General features: G+C 61.9%; 14 protein-coding genes. 3 read left to right on the top strand and 11 right to left on the bottom strand.

The features are described from left to right. Positions 1 to 102: 102 nt before the first annotated feature. From JQ633_RS23430 to JQ633_RS23405, 6 genes are all read right to left on the bottom strand, one after another. Complete coding sequence (locus tag JQ633_RS23430; protein ID WP_211987430.1) at positions 103 to 2,637, bottom strand: two-component system VirA-like sensor kinase; 2,535 nt, start codon at positions 2,635 to 2,637, stop codon at positions 103 to 105. After that, positions 2,634 to 3,584, bottom strand: coding sequence for a cytochrome-c peroxidase (locus JQ633_RS23425; protein ID WP_249159577.1), 951 nt, complete (start codon positions 3,582 to 3,584; stop codon positions 2,634 to 2,636). The genes JQ633_RS23430 and JQ633_RS23425 overlap by 4 nt, the downstream gene beginning before the upstream one ends. Further along, on the bottom strand, positions 3,581 to 3,865 hold the full coding sequence (locus tag JQ633_RS23420) for a hypothetical protein (RefSeq protein ID WP_211987428.1): 285 nt from the start codon (positions 3,863 to 3,865) through the stop codon (positions 3,581 to 3,583). Before JQ633_RS23420 ends, JQ633_RS23425 begins: the two co-directional genes overlap by 4 nt. Further along, entirely contained in the window at positions 3,858 to 4,457 is a 600-nt protein-coding gene (locus JQ633_RS23415; protein WP_211987427.1) for a DUF1127 domain-containing protein, read from the bottom strand. Before JQ633_RS23415 ends, JQ633_RS23420 begins: the two co-directional genes overlap by 8 nt. 129 nt (positions 4,458 to 4,586) lie before the next feature. After that, positions 4,587 to 5,312 carry a response regulator gene (locus JQ633_RS23410; protein WP_211987426.1) on the bottom strand — a complete coding sequence of 242 codons (726 nt, stop codon included), beginning with the start codon at positions 5,310 to 5,312 and terminating at the stop codon, positions 4,587 to 4,589. Between the two features lie 487 nt (positions 5,313 to 5,799). Then, complete coding sequence (locus JQ633_RS23405; protein WP_211987425.1) at positions 5,800 to 6,666, bottom strand: helix-turn-helix domain-containing protein; 867 nt, start codon at positions 6,664 to 6,666, stop codon at positions 5,800 to 5,802. Between the two features lie 461 nt (positions 6,667 to 7,127). Between JQ633_RS23405 and JQ633_RS23400 the strand changes: the two genes are divergently transcribed. Continuing rightward, entirely contained in the window at positions 7,128 to 8,477 is a 1,350-nt protein-coding gene (locus JQ633_RS23400; protein ID WP_211987424.1) for a glycosyltransferase, read from the top strand. Positions 8,478 to 8,550: 73 nt separating this feature from the next. Further along, a complete protein-coding gene (locus tag JQ633_RS23395) occupies positions 8,551 to 9,861 on the top strand; it encodes a multidrug effflux MFS transporter (protein ID WP_211987423.1) in 1,311 nt (436 codons plus the stop codon). On the opposite strand, the gene JQ633_RS23390 is transcribed toward JQ633_RS23395, so the two are convergent. Beyond that, positions 9,803 to 10,621, bottom strand: coding sequence for a helix-turn-helix transcriptional regulator (locus tag JQ633_RS23390; protein WP_211987422.1), 819 nt, complete (start codon positions 10,619 to 10,621; stop codon positions 9,803 to 9,805). The genes JQ633_RS23395 and JQ633_RS23390 overlap by 59 nt on opposite strands. Positions 10,622 to 10,727: 106 nt before the next feature. Between JQ633_RS23390 and JQ633_RS23385 the strand changes: the two genes are divergently transcribed. Further along, positions 10,728 to 12,896, top strand: a complete 2,169-nt coding sequence (locus JQ633_RS23385; protein ID WP_211987421.1) for a cytochrome P450/oxidoreductase — start codon at positions 10,728 to 10,730, stop codon at positions 12,894 to 12,896. Here JQ633_RS23385 and JQ633_RS23380 read toward each other — a convergent pair. From JQ633_RS23380 to JQ633_RS23365, 4 genes are all read right to left on the bottom strand, one after another. Then, positions 12,879 to 13,796 (bottom strand): catalase, encoded by a 918-nt coding sequence (locus JQ633_RS23380; protein ID WP_211987420.1) that lies wholly within the window; start codon positions 13,794 to 13,796, stop codon positions 12,879 to 12,881. The genes JQ633_RS23385 and JQ633_RS23380 overlap by 18 nt on opposite strands. Positions 13,797 to 13,939: 143 nt before the next feature. Further along, positions 13,940 to 14,671, bottom strand: coding sequence for an ABC transporter ATP-binding protein (locus tag JQ633_RS23375; protein WP_211987419.1), 732 nt, complete (start codon positions 14,669 to 14,671; stop codon positions 13,940 to 13,942). Further along, on the bottom strand, positions 14,668 to 16,464 hold the full coding sequence (locus tag JQ633_RS23370; protein WP_349631598.1) for a branched-chain amino acid ABC transporter ATP-binding protein/permease: 1,797 nt from the start codon (positions 16,462 to 16,464) through the stop codon (positions 14,668 to 14,670). Before JQ633_RS23370 ends, JQ633_RS23375 begins: the two co-directional genes overlap by 4 nt. Next, the gene (locus JQ633_RS23365) at positions 16,461 to 17,504 is read right to left on the bottom strand and encodes a branched-chain amino acid ABC transporter permease (RefSeq protein ID WP_211987418.1); all 1,044 of its coding nucleotides are present in this window, start codon (positions 17,502 to 17,504) and stop codon (positions 16,461 to 16,463) included. The genes JQ633_RS23370 and JQ633_RS23365 overlap by 4 nt, the downstream gene beginning before the upstream one ends. Between the last annotated feature and the right edge of the window lie 119 nt (positions 17,505 to 17,623).

Genomic DNA, 17,623 nt, shown 5'->3' with positions numbered 1-17,623 from the left:
CGCTCCGTCTGACGCCACTCGCTATGTCGCCAACCGCGGAGCGCGGCGGCGCGCTCAACGCAGCGCGGGCGTACCTCTATTCGGTCCCGCTTCCAAGTCGCGCTACTTGTACAATACGGTGCTACCAGCATCGCGGCTCCACCGCGACAGCCCCGTGGACCTCCCGCCATCGGATGACAGCGCGAGGCATCGCGCCAATGCGACCGCAAGCTCCGCAGAGACCAGCGGTTGACGGACCAGCTCGGTTACGCCGGATGCAGCCAGCAGCGGCGCGGCGAGATCATGCGTCGAAGGGCTTGCGAGAATGATCGGGACACCGGGCGCGGCTTGATGGAGCGAGGTGGCCAGCTCCAGCGACGCTGCTCCATGCACGTGACACACTAACGCCGCGTCGAACCGCGCCTGTCTGGCACGACAGGCAGTCTCGGCCTCGGCTCGCTCCGTGAAGCCGACCGGCTCGTAACCAAGTGCGGCCAGAATCTCCTCATAGCGCAGCAGCCGCCGACGGTCGGCCTCGAGCACGAGGACGGTTTCACCAGTACCCCGCAGTGCCAGGTCGGGCGTAGACTGGACCGATATTGGCTCGCCCAGCCCACCGGCCGGCAGCCACACGTCAAACCGCGTTCCTGTGCCGGGCGCGCTCTTCACTGCGATGGCGCCGCCGTGCTGCTCGACGATCTCGCGGACCGTTGCGAGGCCAAGACCATTACCGTCTGCCCTTGTCGTGAAGAACGGCTCGAAGATCCGCTCCAACGTCGCTTGATCCATGCCCGGTCCCGGATCGAATACCGAAATGACCGTGAAGCGGCCGGGACCCAGCTCGATCCGCCGAACTCGCATCGGCTGCAGGATTTCGCGCGTGACGACGCGCAATTCGATGGAGCCAGGCTCCTTCATTGCCTGTGCGGCGTTGTTGCACAGATTGAGGATCACCTGCTGCAATTGCGCCGGCTCACCCGACACGGTTGCGGCGTCCCCGGCTTCGCTTACCGCAAATTTCACATGTGACGGCAACGATGCAGTCAATAAAGCCGCAGTCTCTGCGACCAGCGCATTGATCGATACGTGCCGGCGCCTGCCCTCGCCGCGCCGGCCAAAGGTCAGTATCTGTCCGACGAGCTCCCGCGCCCGTTCCCCGGCCCGGCGGATTTCCGCCAGGCTGGTTGCCGTTCGCGTTCCCGGCTTGACGCCGGCTTCTGCCATTTCGGCATAGCCGAGTATCGCGCCAACGATGTTGTTGAAGTTGTGCGCGATGCCGCTGGCGAACGTGCCGACCGTTTCCATCCGGCGCGCCTGTTGAAGACTTGTCTGAAGCCGCTCCTTCTCGTGTTCGAGCAGAACACGGCCAACAGCATTGCGTATGGCGTCGAACGCCATCCGGAACAGGGCAAATTCGGCCCACTGCGTGAGCCCGCCAATCTGCACGGAATCGAAGCCGAGAATTGCCGTCCGTTGCTGTCCGGAGGTGGCCATGATGCACAGCCAGCCACGAACACCGGCTTCCGTGAGCAAGCTCATGATGTCTCGAGGATGCGACGGCTTGACCTTGGGAATGTAGACGATATCAGCGCTATCGCCATCGAGCCCCTCGACCAGTTCGAGGCCGCGTTCCGGCCAGCCTGCCGCGAAGCCGACTCCTTCGCGTGACCAACGATACGAATTCACTGCGGCGCCGCCGCGCCAGGCGAAATAGGCCCTGTCCGCCCCGATGCACCCGGCAAGCTGCTCGAGTGCCTTCTCGACATCGCCGGCAATCTCCTCCTGGCGCGAATCGATAAAACGCATCGATATGTTGGCGATGACGTGCTCGAATGCCGCGCGACGGCGGAGCGCTATTGCCCGCGAGCGCAACAACAGGCCGAAATACACCAGCCCGCCGAGCAGCAACAATGACGTGGCGTACTGCAAGAAGCGGTTCTTGCGAGCGGCCGCGCGTGCTGCGAGTTGCCGCTTCCGGATCAGCTCGTGCAGGGTATCCTGTTCGCGGTTGCTCGTCTCGGCGATCAGCGTCCTCAGCGTCGCATCGACAGCCGGAAGCACGTCGTGCAGCAGCTGACCGTGCGCAAGAAGGGCGCGGATCGATTCGGCTTCGTCGGACGGAGCCTGAAGACGTGAAAAGCTATCGAGCTGCGCCTGCACCTCGCGCGCCGAAGCATCCGCCGTATCCAGCGTCAGATGCAGCATGGCGGCGGCGAGTGCAGACGAGGCTGCGACCAGCTGCTTGTCTTCCGACGAGGAAAGGCGGGTGCCGAACAGACCGAAATAGGCAAAGGAATTTTGCAGCAGGGCATTGTCGGTCTTGAATCTCTCGATCAGATCCTCCTGCCGGCGAGCGCGCACGACCAGGACGTCGACCTCTGCAAGCTGCTCCTTGTCCGAATCCGCCGCTTCGCGCAGTCGCACCAGCGCGCGGTCATAGGCTTCCATCATCTGGTTCAGCGAGTCATAGTTCCGCGACAGGCCCGCCCGCGCCGTCAGCACTTCACGGCTCATGCCGCGCTCGAACCGGGTGAAGTCGGCCAGCGCCTGAGACTGTCGGTCATAGCGGTCCGAATTCAGGTTGAGGCCGTTCAGCAAGAGCCACGTCAACAGCGCGAGCAGGAACGACACGCCGACGGCGACTGGCGCAACCTTCATGGCGCTCCCCGGACGGACGTGCCGCGGTATTCTCCGGTGAGGGTGTTGAGATAGCCGACCAACGCCCCCACCTGCGGATCGGTCAATTTCGCGTTCAATTGCGCGCGCGCCATCTTGCGAACCGCGTCTTCAAGCGTGGGCGCGCTTCCATCATGAAAATAGGGGGGCGTCGTAGCGACATTACGCAGGCTTGGCACACGCAGGATCACCGGATCAGGCGAAGCCAGCGGGTAAAAGATGCCATGCCGCTCAAACAGGTTGCCTCCGACATTGACGCCTTGATGGCAGGAGACGCAGCCCAGTGACTTGAACAGATGATATCCATCGAGCTCCTCGGCCGACAGCGCAGCAGCATCCCCCGCAAGCCAGCGATCGAATTTGCTGCGGGGTGTAACCAGGGTGCGCCCAAAGCTCACAAGGGCATCGACGATATTGTCGGCATCGGGCCGGCGGCCGTAAGCAGCGGCGAAGCTGGCTCGCAGTCCGGCATCGAGATTCAGTTTCGCGGTAATCTCGGAGAGAGTGCCACCCATGATCTGCGGATTTTCGAGCGACGCCCTCACGTCGGATTCCATCGTCCGGAGTTTCCCTTCCCAGCCGAAGCGGAAATTGAGCGACGAATTGAAGATTGTCGGGGTGTTGAACGGCACCTCTGTCCCATCGGCTCCCATCTCGCGCCGCCTTGCGCTCGCGCCGTTCGTACCGATGTCGTGGCACGTCGTGCAGCTCCGCGAATTGTCGTGCGATAGCCGGTTATCGCTGAAGAGACGTTCGCCGAGTCTGACCTTCAGGGGATCGAGCGTGGGAGGATCGGGTATCGGCGTGATAGGTTCTTCGAGGGCTTTCGAGACCGGCGCCAATGTTGACCATTCCGATGGCGCCGGAGAAGGCTGAAGACAGGTGAAGACGAACGCGCACAGCGCCACGACGCCGCGCTGACGCGTCAATTCGCGAACAATTCTGGTGTCAGAAAACTGGGGCAAGCGCCGCATATAGGCGGCGCCTGACCTTTCAGCAATCTATGATCGACGCGCGCAGCGGCCTCCCCTTTCAAGAATTCTTGATCGGGAAGGCGGCGTCGCGTTGCTCTCGAGGCCGATACCAACCCAGGCCCGACGCGCAGCGTCAGGCGGGTCCTGCCGGCCCTCAGGCTGCGCGCAATGATCGAGCGGCCAGCCGCCTGGCAGAAGCCCAGCGCCGCGACCAGGTGATACACGGTATCAATCATGGCAGCACCTCACGGCCCGCTCGATATCGGCTCGGCCGTGGATGCCCAGATCCCTCAGGATCCGATCATCGTATTGAGACAGGGCGGAGACTGCCCTCCTGATCTCCCGCTCCCGGCGCCAATGCGTCCAGAGCGCCTTGATCGTCCCGGCGAGCGCGCCCGGCCAGCTCCAAGGATAAGATCGGTCGACATCCGCGCGCGCGGCGCGCGCGAGCTCGACGGAAGCGTCATCCCCCAATCGCTGCGAGGCGCGCCGGTCATGACCCGCGCTTCGTTGAGCTCCCGTGAAATCCGGCTTGCTGGAAGCTCGGATGAGCTGAACCGGCATCGCGGCCGTCGGATGCAGCGATGCTCCGTACATGGCAAAGCCTTCCATGACGAATTCCAACGCCACTCGCCACGGACTGGCGGGTGACGGGTCACGTTCAGCAATCGGCACCAATGGTTGCTGATCGCTCCGCGCCGCGCGAACCGGGTAAAGACGGTGAATTGCGCCATCCCGAGATCGGGTGGCGCTCGCGCCCTCACCGATCGCGCTCTGAACTCGCCGAACGGCACGATTCGCGTTCGGAGCGGCGTTCTGCATCGACATCTGTTTTCTCCTGCACGATGTTTGCAGGAGGCACTCTGAGGTCGCGCTGTTACGCCGCCATCACATCACCGGGAAATACGGTTACAATTGCAGCCGGTCGACGTCATACAAAGGACAAGGACGACACCCCTAGAACGGCTCGACGGGCACAGCAAAGACGTAACCAACGCCGCGCTCGGTCTGGATGACGCGCGGCGCGCTTGGCTCGACTTCCAGCTTGCGCCGTAGCCGCAGCACCTGAACGTCGATACTCCGGTCAAATATGTCTTCGTGGATGCGGGTTGCCTGGAGGAGATGCTCGCGCGTCAACGGCCGCTGCGGCGCCTCGAGAAAGGCCAGCAGCAGCGCGTACTCGCCTTTGCTCAGCGCAACCGGCGTATCGTTCGGGTCCAGCAGCTTGCGGCCGCGTCGTTCAAGCTTCCAGCCATTGAAGCGATAACCGCCGCGCTCCGGATCGCGCACGCGCGCGGACCGCCCCATCTCCTGACGCCGCAAAACGGCGCGGACACGCGCCAGAAGCTCTCTGAGGCTGAACGGCTTGATGATGTAGTCGTCGGCGCCAAGTTCGAGCCCGACGATACGATCGATTTCGTCCGGCCGATGTCCGGTCGTTATGATGACAGGCACATCCGAGTGCGAGCGGATTTCCCGCAACAGATCGAGTCCATCGTCCTGACCGAGACGAAGATCGAGAATAATCAGGCTTGGCTCTGCTCCCTCGAGCAGGCGGTGCAATTCGGCTCGATTGGACGCAGCCCTGGTCGACACATTGTGCTCTTCCAGATATCTAACGACCATCTGCCGCAACGTGGCATCGTCATCAACGACGATGATGTGACCTACATCTGCCAACATAGCAATCTCGTGACTGATCCCCACAATCGGAAGGTAGACTTGCGCCCGGAGCGTGAGCCACAATTCTTTGGCTCCCTCGGCGTGGACGAATCAGTTTCCAACACCGAGGCTTGCTTCGATCGGAATCGCGTATTAGCTCCCCACGCGCGGATCTTTGGGGTAGATGCGCGTCGACATGTATCGATGATGCAGAATCATGGAATTCCCGCCTACACAATTAGGTAAGTCATCCTTCATTCTTGTTCAGGATGTCTCTCGGAATCGTGATCAAGAGCGATCTTCACGATCTGTTGTTAAGCGCAGCAAACGGCTGTCTGCTCCTACAGGCCCGCTCAATCGTGACGTGCCACCGCGGGTCGAATTTGCTTCCTGTTGCCTGCTTCATTTCTTACCTCACAGTCACGGCGGCCAGATCATTCCAGCGCCGCGGAGACGTCGATCTAGGAGGCGGCACGGGCTTGGTCTTGAAGATTCCTGCCGTCGGTTCTCACGCCCCGGCGAGGAGCCGCCGGATTGAAACGCCGTGAACACGACGGATCCACCGCGCCAGGTGGCTTTGGTCGGCAAACCCGGTCCGCGCCGCGATTTCAGCCAGGCCGTAGCGGCCGCCGCGCGCCAGCTCAATTGCGCGCTGCAACCTCAGATAGACAACATAGCGATGCGGCGTCAGTCCGACGGATCGTGAGAACACCCGCGTGAAGTGAAACGGGCTCCGCCCGGCCATACCTGCGAGCGTTTCGACTTCGATGGGCTGATCAAGATGCGCAATGACGTAGTCCTTGAGGCACTTGAGCACGTCCTTGCCCAATGTGCCTCGCGCGCTACTTTCAGGAGCCAGACTGAAACGCGTCAGCAATCCGTCGATGAAATGCTGCGCAAGTTCGCTCCAGAACAACGGGCCGTTGACATAGCGACTTGCACCCTCGGATGCCAGCTTGCGCGCAAGATCCAGCATCATCGCATCGCGCCCGTCCAGACACGCGTCCAGCCGCGAGCCGAGAGCCGAACATTCGGCGGCGGCGAGCGAGAAGCGGCCGGGGTCGACGGCAACGACCAGAGCATCGACCGTGTGTGCGGTATCGGCGGCACTTTCGGTACCCGCAGGACAGATCGCCAAGGATCCTGTCGGCGGCCTATGCCGCAGCTCCTGCCCCGCGAAGCGGCAGTCGAACCGGTCAGGCGGGGACAGGTTGAACCATACAAGGTGCTGCTGCGGCGTCCCGCTGAAGTGCAAGCCGCCTTCAAACCTGACCGATGCAACCGAGACACCGGTTTCACCGGGCGCATCGCCGCGCCAGGTCGCCGGCGACGCGCCATTGCGCTGCGCCAGCGACAATCCTTCCGTCAATGTCATGGCAGGGCTCTGTATCCAGGTTGCGCAGGATTTGACTTCGACGCATGAAGGCTCGATCCGGCGGGCGAAACGCGGAGAATGAGCGCTGCGATCGATTCGACATCGTTCAGCATGTTGTTCCTCGATAAAGCGGCGCGCGGGGCCAGACCGGCACGATCGCGGGCATCGCTCGCGGCTGACGCGGCCGCTCGGTAATTTAGCGGCAAGCCGACCCTCGTCGCTATTAGGGTGGGATTGCAAATCTGTTTCAGCCCGGCAAGGTTGGATTACGTCTGCAACAATTCGGCGCGGACACCGTGGCGGCCCCTCCTCGCCAAACGCTGACCGCAGTCCTCACACATTGCCGTCGTAACCATTTCATCATGGTGTAGAAGCCTTGGCGTAACGCGCATCACGGCATTCCTCTGATCGGTTGGATCGTCATCGACGACCGCGACCTTCGACAATCAGAGGACCGTCACATGAAACTGCTCTTTGCTTCGACGCCAGCGACCGGCCATCTCAATCCGTTGCTTGCAATCTCGCGCATCCTGCTCAGCGAGGGCCACGAGGTTGGCTTCTTGACCGGGACCGTCTTCCGCGACCGCATCGAGGGTAGCGGCCTCAAGTTCTTTGCGCTTCCGCCCGGCGCAGATCTCGACTTGCGCGACATTTTGGCCGTAGTCCCCGAACTGAAGGACATCCCGCCGGGCCCGGAATGGCTGCGCGTCGCCTGCGAGCGCATCTTCGTCGATACCATTCCGCCGCAGCATCTCGGGCTGATCGAGACGCTCAAGAGATTTCCGGCCGACATCATCGTCGGGGACGACATGTTCTTCGGTGTGTTGCCGATGCTGCTCGGACCACGCGCAAAACGCCCTCCGATCGTTCTGTGCGGCACGTCTCTCCTGCACTGGGAGCGCGAGGACGGCGCCCCGAACTTCCTCGGGCTGCCGCCGGCGACAACGGAGGCGCAGCGCGAACAATATGCCGCTATCGCCGAGCAGCATGATGCGACCGTGGATCAACCGATCCTGCGCAGCCTGAACAAGCTGCTGAAGACATTCCGCGTCGGACCGGTCAACGTGCCGCTCTTCCATTCCGTCATCGAACTCGCCGATGCCTACATGCAGCTTTCGGTGCCCGGCTTCGAATTTCCGCGGAAGTTTCCGCCGACTGTGCATTTCGTCGGCACGCCGCCGATCATTCCAAACCAGATCCCTTTGCCGTCGTGGGCACACGAACTCGATGGCTCGCGCAAGGTCGTGCTGGTGACGCAAGGCACGGTGGCCAACCACAATTTCGGCCTGCTGGTCGAGCCGACACTTGCTGCGCTCGCCGACGAGCCCGATGTGCTGGTCGTCGCAACGGCCGGCGGCCGTCCCGTCGAGGCCATCTGCGGTCCCGTCCCGTCAAACGCGCGGCTCGCCAGTTACTTGCCGTTCGAATGGCTACTGCCGCGCGTCGACGTGCTCGTCACGAACGGAGGCTATGGCAGCGTCAACCAGGCCATGAGCTTTGGCATCCCGCTGGTCACCGCGGGCATGACCGAGGACAAGGCTGACGTCAACGCGCGCGTGGCGTGGTCCGGCGTCGGCATCGATCTGGCGACCAACGAGCCGACGCCGGATGCGCTGCGCAGCGCCGTGCGCAACGTGCTCGATCGCAGCGAGTATCGCCAGCGCGCCTCGCAGATGGCCAGCGAGTTTGCCAGCATCAACACGCAGTCGGAAATCCTCTGGATCATCAACCAGCTCGTTGCCGACCAACAAGCGTCGTGGGCACCGGCCCGGGCCATGGCGCCCGCCCGCGGCCGGCGCGCCAGTGTGTGATTCGATCGCCCACGGAGGAGGAGGCAACCGCCTCCTCCTCCCCCGCCAGACAAAGCATTCAGGCGTTGACCCCATGCAAATTCGTCCCTCCTCCTTCTCCTTCACCCTGCTGCTGGGCTGTCTTGCCGCCGTGCCGTATTCCGGCATCGACATCAACCTGCCGGCGCTTGCTGCAACAGGCGCCGCGCTGGGAGTAGAGCCGTCGGATGTCGGCCTGACCATGAGCGTCTCCATGATCGGCCTCGCGCTGACACCGCTCATCTACGGACCGCTATCGGATCGATTAGGCCGCAAACCGATCGTCCTGTTCGGCCTGGTGCTGTTTGTGATGGCCAGTCTCGGCTGCATGGCCGCCCAATCCTTGCCCGCACTGATAATTTTTCGCCTCGCCCAGGCCGTCGGCGCCTCCAGCACGACGTTGACGTTTGCGGTCATCCGCGATCTGTTCGATGAAACGGCGGCGCGCACCAGAATTGCGAATGTCGTGGTTGCCATCAATGTTGTCACCGTGATCGCACCGGGCGCGGGCGCCGCACTACTCGCGATCGGAAGCTGGCGGCTGATTTACGCAACCCAGGCAGCGCTCGGAGCGACCCTGATACTCGCCGTGCTGCTCGGCTTCGCCGAAAGTGCAAGGATCGATCCGGCCGGTCGTTTTGCGCCCGCAGCCGTCATCAGAGACTATCTTCGCGTTCTAACACATCCGGTTTCGTTCGCGTTCATCCTTGTCGGCGCCGCCCAAGGTGCCGCCGTCTTTGCCTATGTCACCGGAGCGCCGCTTTTCTTCATAGGGGTGGTCGGTCTGCGGCCGGACCAGTATGGCATGATCTTCAGCGCATGCTCGGCGGCTGTGATGTGCGGCGCGTTCGTGGACGGCAGGCTCGCTCGCCACGGCGTGGCGCCCCGCCGCACATTGACCTTCGCTCTCGGGCTGCTTTCCGTAGCTGCCTGCGTGGCGCTGGCGCTGACTTTGTTCCGCGGGGCTCATCCTGCGCTCATCGTCGCGTTGTTGCTGGCGGTCGCGCTAAGCTTCGGGTTGAGCATGCCGAACATCATGAATGCGATAATGCAGCCACTGCCCGATATCGCTGGTGCAGTCAGCGCGGTCGCGGGAAGTATTCAGATGACCGCAGGCGCAATCGGCAGCGGTTTGGTCGCCGCCTTCTTCGATGGGAGATCGGCGCTTTCAATGACGGCGGTCATGGCTGCATCGTCACTTGCGGCATTGACGCTCTATCTCTTGGTTGCGCGGTCTGCAGGTCATTCACAGCAGCATTTGGTATTCGATCAATCGTCTGAAGCGGCCGCATTTGGCGCGGAGCGACCTATAGCCGGCGAGATCGCCGGGCCGCGGCGGCCAGGCAGATCGCGAAAAGTTCGTTGAGGTTGGTAATGTTGAGCTTTGCGTAGGCGCGCCGCTTGAGGGTCGCTACCGTCGCGTCCGCGATCTCGAGCTCGAGCGCGGTGCCCTCCCCTGTCTTTCCTTGGAGCGCATGCGCGCATACTTCTGCTTCCCGATGGCTAAGAGCAGGGGCGATCTCAACCAGTAACGCCTGAAAGAATGCAACGGGTGGCTTGCCATCCGCCAAACCGCTCGTCTCTCCTACCAATTCGAGATGCCGCACTTCTGCAGCGAACAAGCTGAAGGCGCGCTTCGAAATGGCGGCGACATCGGCGTGAGTAAGGCCGCCTTTCTGGCTGTGCTTGTAGAAATTGACGGACCGCCAGTTCTCGCCCGCCCGTCCGAGAATGGAGATGCGACCGTCCAGCCCAAATCTCTCGTAGATATCGCGGCGATATGCGGCGTCCGATATATCCCGCGCCCACAGCGTCAGCACAGCCGGAGCTCCGGAATCGAGACTCAGTTGGCGCATCCGCGCCAGCGCCGGATCGGCATGATGATATCCAAAGCCCATGTACGATTGGGCCGACAGGCTCGTAATGCTGGCATCTTCCAGGCCCTCCAGGACTTCGATGCGCGGCATCAGCGTAGGTGTGAAGCCAAAGACGCTCAGATGCTCGAAGTCGCAAACGACCTTGGCGAAGCGCAGCAGCGCCCGGTAGAACGACGGCTTACCGAGCGCGAGGATCACGTTCGCCAGCGCTTCCTGTTCCGGCTCACTCGAGGGTTTGTCATCAATCATGATGACAGACTAGGTCCGATCAGCGACGTATTCCAGTCAGGTTAGCGGCCGAGCCTCTGCCTTCGGCCTGCGTTGGCCATTGGCCGGTCCGGGAGAAACAACACCGATGCCCGCGCTCAGTTATGATGTCGACTTTTACTCCGACGAGTTCATCTTGGATCCGTGGCCTCACTATGCTGCAATGCGGAAGTTGGGGCCGCTGATCTGGCTGCCGCGGCATGGAAACTATGCGCTGCCGCGCTATCAAGGGGTCGCGGCTTGCCTCAGGGATCCCGAAACTTTCTCCAGCGGACAGGGAGTGGCTGCGGACAAGACGGCGTGCGACCTGATGCGGGGCAATTCGATTGCTTCCGACGGCGAACGCCACAAGGCCATTCGAACGGCGATGGCCGCTCCGCTGCTACCGGGTGCGCTGAAGGATGTTGAGCCTCTTGTCGAGGCGCTGGCGGAAGATCTCATCGAAAGGCTTGTCGAGCGGGGAAGCTTCGATGTCATGGCAGACCTCGCATCTCACCTGCCCCTGACTGTCGTACGCGACATGGTCGGCTTGCCCGACTTCGGCAAGGAGAACATGCTCCGCTGGGGCTCGGCGGCCTTCGATCTCCTCGGGATCCAGAATCAACGCGGTCAGGCTGCGTTGCGCACATTCCTCGAGCAACGCGATTTCATCGGCAAATACGCCAAACGTGAGGATCTCAAGCAAGGAAGCTGGACGCACCGGATACACACCCTTGTCGACGAGGGCGCGCTGGCGCCAGAACTCGCGCCCTTCTGTATCCGCGACTATATCAATCCCAGCCTCGACACGACCATTTCGGCTACTGGCCAGCTCATCTGGCAGCTCGCCAAAAACCCTAGCGAGTGGGAGGCACTGCGAAACGATCCAACTTTGATCGGCAACGCGGTCAACGAAGCGGTGCGGCTTGGATCGCCAATTCGTTCATTCACGCGGCACGCTACGCGTCACGTCCAATATGGCGATCACGCGATCGAACAAGGCAGCCGCGTGATGGCGCTTTACGCGTCGGCGAACCGCGACGAACGGATGTTCGAGAATCCGGACGCGTTTCGTGTCACGCGCCATGCCAAGGGGCATCTGGGCTTCGGTAGCGGCATTCATATGTGCGTCGGCATGCACCTGGCACAACTGGAAATGACCGCGCTGCTAAAAGCGATGCTTCCACGCGTTGAGCGGATTGACGTCGGCGAACCACGGGTTGCCCTGAACAACACGATCTACGCGTTCGCGGCTCTTCCTGCGAAATTTGAACGCTCAACCAGACTGGCTTCGCTCCCGCAAACGCGGCAGGCGGATTCCGGCGAGAGCGCCGCGATCCTCGAAGCGACCGTGCTCGAACGTCAGGAGGTTGCCCAGGACATCATCTGCCTGACGGTCGGATCCGGTGGAGTTGGCAATCTTCCTGATTGGACGCCCGGTGCTCACATCGATGTGCACATCCGCCCTGGCCTGGTCCGCCAATACTCGCTGACTGGTCCCTTCGGTTCGACGTACCGCATCGCAGTCCAGAAAGAGGTGCAGTCGCGTGGCGGCTCGACGGAGTTGCATCGCAAGTTCCAGCCCGGTTCGAAAATTCGAATCGGCTCACCACGAAACCGCTTTCGGCTGGCGGAGTCCGCCACGGAGAGCTTCCTGTTTTCCGGGGGAATCGGCATGACCCCGCTGCTGGCAATGGCCTGGCGCCTGCACGAGCTGGGACGTGCCTTTACGTGGCATATTTCTGCGCAATCACGAGCGCGGCTCCCATTTTCGGAGACGCTTGACGCACTTCCGTTCCGCGACAAGATCGTGCTTCACCTCGGCGACCAGCAGGGCCGAGGATCGCTGGATCCTGAGGCGATCCTGCGCAGCGCGAGGACCGACTGTCACGTCTACGTTTGCGGACCGCGGGGCTACATGGCCTTCGTCGAGCATGCTTCTCGCATGGCCGGCGTATCCGCGGAGCGCTTTCATCAAGAGCATTTCGGAGCCGAGATCGATGCATCGGGAACGCCGTTCACGGTCATCGCGAGCCGCTCGGGTCTGACCATTGAAGTCGGCCCGAACGATACCATCCTTGCCGCGCTTCAGAGGGCCGGAATAAATGTTGAGACCGCTTGCCAGACCGGTGTATGCGGCACCTGTCTCACAAAGGTGATCGACGGCCGTCCCGACCATCGCGACATGATCCTGACGGATGCCGAGAAGGCCTCGAACGAACTGATCGCAGTGTGCTGCTCGAGGTCGCAGTCTCGTATCCTACGCCTCGATGTCTAATCCATGCCAAAACTTGTACGCTACCCAGCGCGCCTGGAACAATCCGTCCAATGGGTACCCGATTCCCTCGGCAAGCCGCGCCGGCCCCGACATCGACGTTTTGCAGGCCATGCCGGGCTCGATCCCTGTGATTACGATTGTCCCTAGCCTCACCGCATCGCGCTGGTCTTCATTTTGCCAGCGATCGGTCACGTCAGTCGTGTTATCTCCTGGACCACCCAGCAAGGCCAGCAGACTAAATCGCACGCCACGCTTCTTGATATGACTCTCAAATTCCTCGAGCAGCAAGGAAGCTGGTTCCTCGATGTTCTGATTGCGGAAGGATGATTCGGGTCCGACCGGAGTAATTTTGAGCTTGATGAAGCGGGTTTCGCCCAAAGAGTCTGTCACCGGAAACGAGTGGACGCCCCAATACGTCGTCTTGGCTAGGCTGCTGGACCGACGAGCACGTGCCCACAGATAGTCAGAACGATAGCACGTCTCTGGATTTCTCTCAGAGAATGCCTTGATCCGCTCCGGGTCGGGCAGGCCATCCGGTCCAGGGACGCGCGCCTCTACGAATGTCCGCAGCTGATCCACGGTTCTTGCGAGGTAGATCGGCACGTTCTCAAACAGGATGTCCGATTGGCATTCGTCCTCGCCGATTCTCAGAGCCACGCTTCGCAATGCATGCGCATCAGCTTTCTGGTCAAGGTTCAAATCGTCGATGGAGAACCACGCGAATACACGGGACGGCCGCGTGAAGCTCAATGAACCGGTTACTTCCGCCGCTCGATCCGACGCAAGATAGACCCCGCGCACACATCGCTTGACGGAAACGCTGTCGTGACTGACCCGAAAGCCCGCAAATGCAGCCCGCAGAGCGTCAAGAACCGCATCAATTTTCGATTTGCGAGCCATACACGGCGGAATGCGTTGTCAACATGCGACCTCGGCCAACAGCTGCTCTCATTGCTTCACGGTGCTGTCGGTCGAGTTTTGGCCTCGGCGAAATATCCCTCAGTGGCTTGGCTCTTCTCTCTTCGGTCCAGGACCAGCATGCGCTAGTGGACGGCAGGCAGACCGAGATACGTCTCGATCAATTTTGGGTTCTTCGCCAATGAAGCCGCCTTGTCCGCCATGACGACCGCCCCGCGCTCGATGACGTATCCATAGTCCGCGATCTCGAGCGCCGCGCGCGCGTTCTGCTCGATCAAGAGCACGGCGACGCCCGAGTTGCGGAGGGCCGCAATGATCCGGAATATTTCCTTGGTCACCAGTGGGGCCAACCCAAGGCTCGGTTCATCAAGCATCAGCAGTGACGGCCGGGACATCAGCGCGCGCCCGATCGCGAGCATCTGCCGCTCTCCCCCTGAGAGCGTTCCGGCGCGTTGAAGGGAGCGCTCCTGAAGACGCGGAAAGGTGGAATAAACGGCGTCCAGCCTCGACGCCATCTCTCGATGGCTCTCGCTTCGAAAGCGATACGCACCAAGACGCAAATTGTCGCTCACGGTCATCCCGGTGAAGAGCTCGCGGCGCTCGGGGACAAGCACCAACCCCGCCTCCACCCGATCCTCGACCTCGGATTTTGAAACGTCCCGGCCAAGAAATTGAATCGTGCCGCGACTAGGCAACAGGCCGGAGACTGCGTTGAGGGTCGTGGACTTGCCGGCGCCGTTCGGGCCGATCACCGTTACAATCGTGCCCGGCCTGACCTGAAGCGATAGACCGTGGATGGCTTCGATCTTGCCGTAGGATACCGATAGGCCTCTCACATCCAGTATCGGACCGCTCATCCTGCACTCCCGAGATAGGCCTCGAGAACGCGAGCGTTCTGCCGAATCTCGTTCGGCCGCCCTTCGGCGATCTTGGTTCCGAAATCGAGGACGACGAGCCGGTCGGCCAGACCCATGACGAGCTCCATATCGTGCTCAACGAGCAGAATGGCGAGCCCACGGCTGCGAAGCTGATCCAGGACTTGTCTCAGCTCCATTTTTTCCGCGTGGCGCAGGCCTGCAGCCGGTTCATCGAGAAGAAGCAAAACGGGATCCAGCGCCAACGCTCGGGATATCTCCATCAGCCGCTGCTGTCCCAATGCGAGAGATCCGCCGGGCCGCAGGCCGCAGTCGCTCAGCCCCAGCAACTTCAGTTGCCGCCAGGCATCGTCGACGACAGCATTCTCCTCCCGCTTGTTGAGGCCCAGCATTGCGCTGATATAGCCGCAATGCGATCGGGAATGCGCTCCCAGCGACACATTGGCGAGGACCGTCATGTCCGGATCCATCTTCACATGCTGGAACGATCGCGCCACGCCGAGCCGGGCGATACTCCGGGCCGCGCCCGACCTCGTGCGGTTGCCGAGCAGCTCGACCGAACCACCGACCGGTGACAGCGCGCCCGATACCAGATTGAACAGCGTACTCTTGCCGGCACCATTCGGGCCGATCAGGCCGACGATCTCACCGGCCTTGACGTCAAAGCTGACATCATTGACGGCAATCAAGCCGCCGAACGTCTTACGTACCGCTTCGACGCTGAGCACCGTTGTGTTGCGCGCTACCTTGGGCCGCTCTGCCAGCTGTTCGCCGGCGGAGCCTTTGGTCGTGACGGCGAAACCGAGCCCGCTCGGTATCGCTCGCGCGATGACGCCCCACAATCCCTGAGATGAATACTGCAGCAGCAGGATCAGCGTTACGCCGAACGCAATAACCTCATACGTCCCCACTTCGCCGGACAGGAGCGGAAGCAATCGCTGCAGCAGATCCTTCAGCAACAAGACGGCGCCGGCACCGAGAAGCGCTCCCCAGACCGAGCCCAGACCACCGATCACCGACATCAAGAGATACTCGATGCTCGCCGTCGCGGAGAACGGCGTCGGATTGACGGTCCGTTGCATATGCGCAAACAGCCAACCGGCCACGCTGGCAAGCAAGGCAGCGACGATGAAGGCCTTCAGCTTCTCGCGACCGGCGTCTACCCCCATCGAACCGGCCAGCGCTTCGCTCTGCTTGAGCGCGCGTAGCGCACGGCCTGGTCGAGATGCCAGGAGGTTCTCCAGGAGCATCGTGGAGACCAGCACGATGGCCCAGATCAGCCAGAAGACCTTTCGCCCCGTATCCAACGGCACGGTACCCAAATAGATCGGTGGAATGCCGATCAGGCCGTCGTATTTGCCCAGCGCTTCGAGGTTGCCGAACAGAAAATAGAGTGCGAGCCCCCAGGCCAACGTGCCGAGCGGCAGAAAGTGGCCCGACAGCCGCATGGTCAACAGCCCGAGAACCACGGCAGCGACCGCGGTGATAGCCAGGCCCGCCATCAGCCCCAGCCACGGCGACACACCGTAGGCGATCGTCAAATATGCCGTTGTATAGGCTCCAAGACCGACAAAGGCGGCCTGCCCGAACGAGGTGATACCCGCTGCTCCCGTCAGCAGCACGAGACCCAGCGCGGTTAGCGCCGAGATGCCGATAAAATTGCCGACCGTAATCCAGAACTCCGATACCGGGAGAAGCGGTATAGCCAATAGAACGCACGCCAAGGCGAGCGCTCTGCCCCTGCCCATGGCAAGGCGCCTCACAAGCTCGATCAATTGCTTTGCTCCTGGCCCGCGTCACGGAAGCTCAACGAGCGATACAGAAGCACCGGCAAGATGAGCGTGAACACGATGACGTCCTTCAATGCGCTGGTCTCGAATGTGATGAAGCTCTCGAGAATGCCAATCATCAGCGCACCAATGGCTGCCACGGGATAGCTCACCATTCCGCCGATCACCGCAGCGATGAAGCCCTTGAGGCCGATCAGGAACCCCGTGTCGTAGTAGATGGTCGAAAGCGGCGCCAACAGGATCCCCGATGCCGATCCGATGGCGGCGGCGACGCCCAACGCCAATCTTCCCGCGCGCACGGTACGAATTCCGACGAGCCGTGCGCCAAGACGGTTCTCGGCGGTTGCCTTGAGCGCCTTTCCTTCCAGGGTTCTCCCGAAGAAGAGCGAAAGGGCCAGCATTGCAAGGAGCGCAGATACACCGATCGCGACGCTCTGCCCTGTGACCGTCAAGGCTCCGATATTGGCCTGAATATCGACCAGCGGGGACGTCCTGGATCCCTCCGCCCCAAACATCGCCAGTCCGATCCCGGTAAGGGCAAGATGCACACCGACCGAGGCAATCAACAGCACCAGGATGCTCGCGCTCTGAAGCGGCTCATAGACCAGCCGGTAAACCTTGGTCCCGATCAAGACCACGATGCTGATCGATATCAGCGCCTTGATAGCGAAAGGCAGCTGTGCCGACGCGCCAACGTAGCCCATGGCACACACGCCGGACGTCATCGCGAGATCGCGCAACATGCCGTTGACGACTGGCCAGGAAAACTCGGACCTAGCGAGCTTCCACGCTTCGCGCATCCAGACGCACAACGCGAGCACCACGAGCAGCCATATCGTGTTTGGCGTGCGTCCCGTGTTGAGGGCAACGAGGGTCAGCGCGCCATAGGAGACGAACTCGCCTTGCGGAATGAAGATGATGCGGGTGACCGTGAAGACCAGCACCAGGGCTACAGCCAGCAGCGCGTACACCGCCCCGACCGTCACGCCGTCCTGCACAAGGAAGGCTGCAATCTCGAAGTTCATGTCGCGTCAGCCTCTGGTCGATGGCCGGCCTCTCTCGCTTGCAGGAGGCACTCCATGACCGCATCGGCATCCGCGCACTTTTCCATTAGCAGCAGGCAAAGCCGCGCCAGAAGCGCGGC

The sequence above is a fragment of the Bradyrhizobium tropiciagri genome (genome assembly GCF_018130505.1).
Taxonomy (GTDB): Bacteria; Pseudomonadota; Alphaproteobacteria; order Rhizobiales; family Xanthobacteraceae; genus Bradyrhizobium; species Bradyrhizobium tropiciagri_B.
This window is presented reverse-complemented; position numbering and strand designations above follow the sequence as displayed.